Source organism: Deltaproteobacteria bacterium, assembly GCA_005879535.1.
GTDB lineage: Bacteria > Myxococcota > Myxococcia > Myxococcales > 40CM-4-68-19 > 40CM-4-68-19.
Window position 1 is genome coordinate 1 of the sequence record VBKI01000117.1, and the last position, 2,757, is coordinate 2,757.

3 protein-coding genes are annotated in these 2,757 nt (G+C 63.9%); 1 reads left to right on the forward strand and 2 read right to left on the reverse strand.

From position 1 onward, the window contains the following. On the forward strand, nt 1-538 hold a 538-nt coding region (locus E6J58_24245), incomplete at its 5' end, for a hypothetical protein (protein TMB31558.1). Here the strand turns inward: E6J58_24245 and E6J58_24250 are convergent. Both E6J58_24250 and E6J58_24255 read right to left on the reverse strand, forming a co-directional pair. Further along, a complete protein-coding gene (locus tag E6J58_24250) occupies nt 522-1,058 on the reverse strand; it encodes a hypothetical protein (GenBank protein ID TMB31559.1) in 537 nt (178 codons plus the stop codon). The two genes, E6J58_24245 and E6J58_24250, sit on opposite strands and share 17 nt — an antisense overlap. A gap of 580 nt (nt 1,059-1,638) precedes the next feature. Then, on the reverse strand, nt 1,639-2,187 hold the full coding sequence (locus tag E6J58_24255; protein TMB31560.1) for a TlpA family protein disulfide reductase: 549 nt from the start codon (nt 2,185-2,187) through the stop codon (nt 1,639-1,641). Between the last annotated feature and the right edge of the window lie 570 nt (nt 2,188-2,757).

Here is a 2,757-nt window from a genome sequence, read left to right on the forward strand (position 1 = left end):
CAACCCTGGCGTATCGCATCTGCAACGCCCACGCTTTGCTGCGCGGTACCCAGTGCACGTGACCTTTCGGATGGTTCCTGCGGTCGGGTTCTTGCGCGCGTTCAGCAGGGCAAGGGCCATCGAACAGGCGCTGCGCGAGGTCAGGCACCGCTTCGGACTGCGCGTCGTGCACTACTCGATTCAGGGAAACCACCTGCACCTCATCGTCGAGATCGACGATGCGGCTATCTTGTCGCGCGCGATCAATGGCCTCGCCGTACGGCTGGCCCGCGCGCTGAATCGCCTCGCCGGCCGCAACGGCAAGGTCTTCCTCGACCGCTACCACGCACACGTGCTGAAAACGCCCCGCGAAGTCCGCTACGCGGTTCGATATGTCCTGGAGAACTTCCGTCACCACCTGCGTGAAGACGTCGCTCCGGCGGGCGCGGATCCATGTTCATCAACGCCATGGCTGGATGCACCCCTCACCGAGGATGCGCCGATTGCGTCACCGCACACATGGCTCCTGCGGAACGCATTTCTCATCTCTGCAGCCTGAACACTTGACCATCGCGAAGAAAGTAGATCGATTGAGCGTCGAGCGTGATCTGCCCATAGACCTTTCCCGTCGTATCCAGTGAGCGCGGATTTGTTCCGTTCTCGGATACGGCGTTCAGGGATGCGTGGTCGTTCCAGTACAGCGTCCCGCCACCGGCAGCGAGGGCTGCCACCGGCGCGTTCCTCACGGTGGTGACGAGCGTCGCCTGCTTCGCTGGGAGGTCTGCTCGAAAGATCGAGTGCTTTGTCCGTACGAACACGTGCTGGCCATCGACTGCGACCGGGCCCACTTCAGGATCGTTCAGCGCTACGGAAGCCGGCTTCGACCCGTCCGAAGCCCCGGGCAGTGGCGTTCGAAACAAGAAGGTCGGGGTCGAAGGTGAGAAGTTGGCCGTCCATACGAGGCTCTGGCCCAGCAGCGCGATGCTTTCGGGCAGAAATCCGTCGTGAAAATTTCCGAATATTCGCGCGAAATGACTCCGATGTAGATATGCGCCGAGTCGATATCCAACCCTCCCCATCCGCCTTGATGGAAGAGTTCGGGCGTCCCTCCGGATTTCGGAACGCGCATCGTGTAACTATTGGCGCGCGAAATGGCGCAGGTGCCGGCGAGACACTGCCGTCGATTGAAGTAGAGCGATCGGTCATCTGCGACGAGCGCGGTCGCCCAGCCTTCGCCTCTCGCGAGCGTGACGGCCTCACTACCCGACTTGGGCATGGTGCGCACCTCATAAGTCGCGCCGATGTCGTGGTTGGAAGAGTTGATCCAATAAATGCTTTGGTCATCGATCGCGAGAACATCCGCGCTCTCCGACGCCGTCAGGGTATTGCAACGGGTAAGGGGCGATCAGTCGCGTGAGGAGTTCCATCTTCGAGCGGTACGGAGGTCCCGCACCCCGCGATGATGAACGCGACACAGCTCGTTCGAAGGAATGCCGTACTGCCCCCGAAGGAAATCTGCACCTCGCGGGAAGGACATGCAGCGGGCGGGGGCCCGGTTGATCGGACGCACGTCACCAAGAACCTGCGCGATCGCGATGTTCCGTCCGATTTCGAGCAAACGGTCAAAACTATCAGTCTTAAATCAAGTTTCCGCAGCCGTTACTGGTCGACTGCCGGCCGCGCTGTAGTTTTCGCTGCCTCGAGGTCCGCCTCGATCGCCTTCTCGAAGTCGTCCCCCTCCACGCCATAGATCGCCCGCACTTTCCCGCCCGCGTCGATCAGGAATGTCCGCGGCAGCCGCGTCTTCTCCTCGCCGGTCACCCCATACGCCCTCGCGATCTGTTCGAACTTGTCGAGCACTGCAGGGCCGTCGATCCCGACCCGCGTCGCGAACTTCTGCGCCCGGTCCGCGTCGTTCTCCACTGCAATCAGCACCAGCCGCACCTCGGGGTGGTTGACCGACAGCTTCTTCAATCGTGGAAGCCCCTCCGCGCACGGCTTGCACCACGATGCCCCAAACGTGAGCAACAATGGCTGAAGGAACGGCACGCGGCGCAGCCCATCCAGCGTCAGCACTTTGCGCTGCGCCAGGTCCCATCCGCCGAACGACGGCGCCGCGCTGCCCACCTTCGCGCTCCCGCTCTCGAACAGGCGAACGGTGCTGACGGGCGCGGCGGCGAGCAGCAGGAGAGCGAGCAGCATCTTCATTCCTCGATCAGGATGGTGCCCTTCAGCGCGTCGCGGACGGCTGCTTCCACCGCCTGCGCCGTGACCTTGTCCCAGGCCAGTCGGCGCGCCTTGTCGCGATCGCTCGGATGAGCGCCACGCACCACCGTCACGGTCCCCGCTCCCGATATTCCACCGGAGCAGGCCTGGGCGACGAGGCGGACCACCACCTCGCACCGCTCGCCGAGGCTGCCTTCGGTGCACTTCTCCTCCGGCGTCACGTCGAGCTCCGTCGCATCGCTCAGAGCCTTGCGGTCTCGCGTCGCGCAGGCCCCCGTGTCGGGACGCAAGCCCAGCCGTTTGACGGCATTGACGGTGAAATCCGACAGCGGGCCCGCTCCGGCGCTCTTCAGCACCACGCCCACCACGAACCGCGCCCGAGCTTCTTCGACCAAAGCGAGCAGCTGGTTGCGAAGCGCGACGTATTCCCTCTCTTCGCCGGCAGGATGCCCGGCGACCGCGCGGCGGACGACGAAGGCGGAGTCGATGCGCTGGCGAATTTTCCTCGCCTCTGTCGCCGCAATCGCAAAGGCGCCCGCTTCCTGGCCGGCC

Coding starts and splice junctions, on each gene's coding strand:
- E6J58_24255 (TMB31560.1), bottom strand. CDS start 2,187: ATGAAGATGCTGCTCGCTCTCCTGCTGCTCGCCGCCGCGCCCGTCAGC.
- E6J58_24250 (TMB31559.1), bottom strand. CDS start 1,058: ATGGGGAGGGTTGGATATCGACTCGGCGCATATCTACATCGGAGTCAT.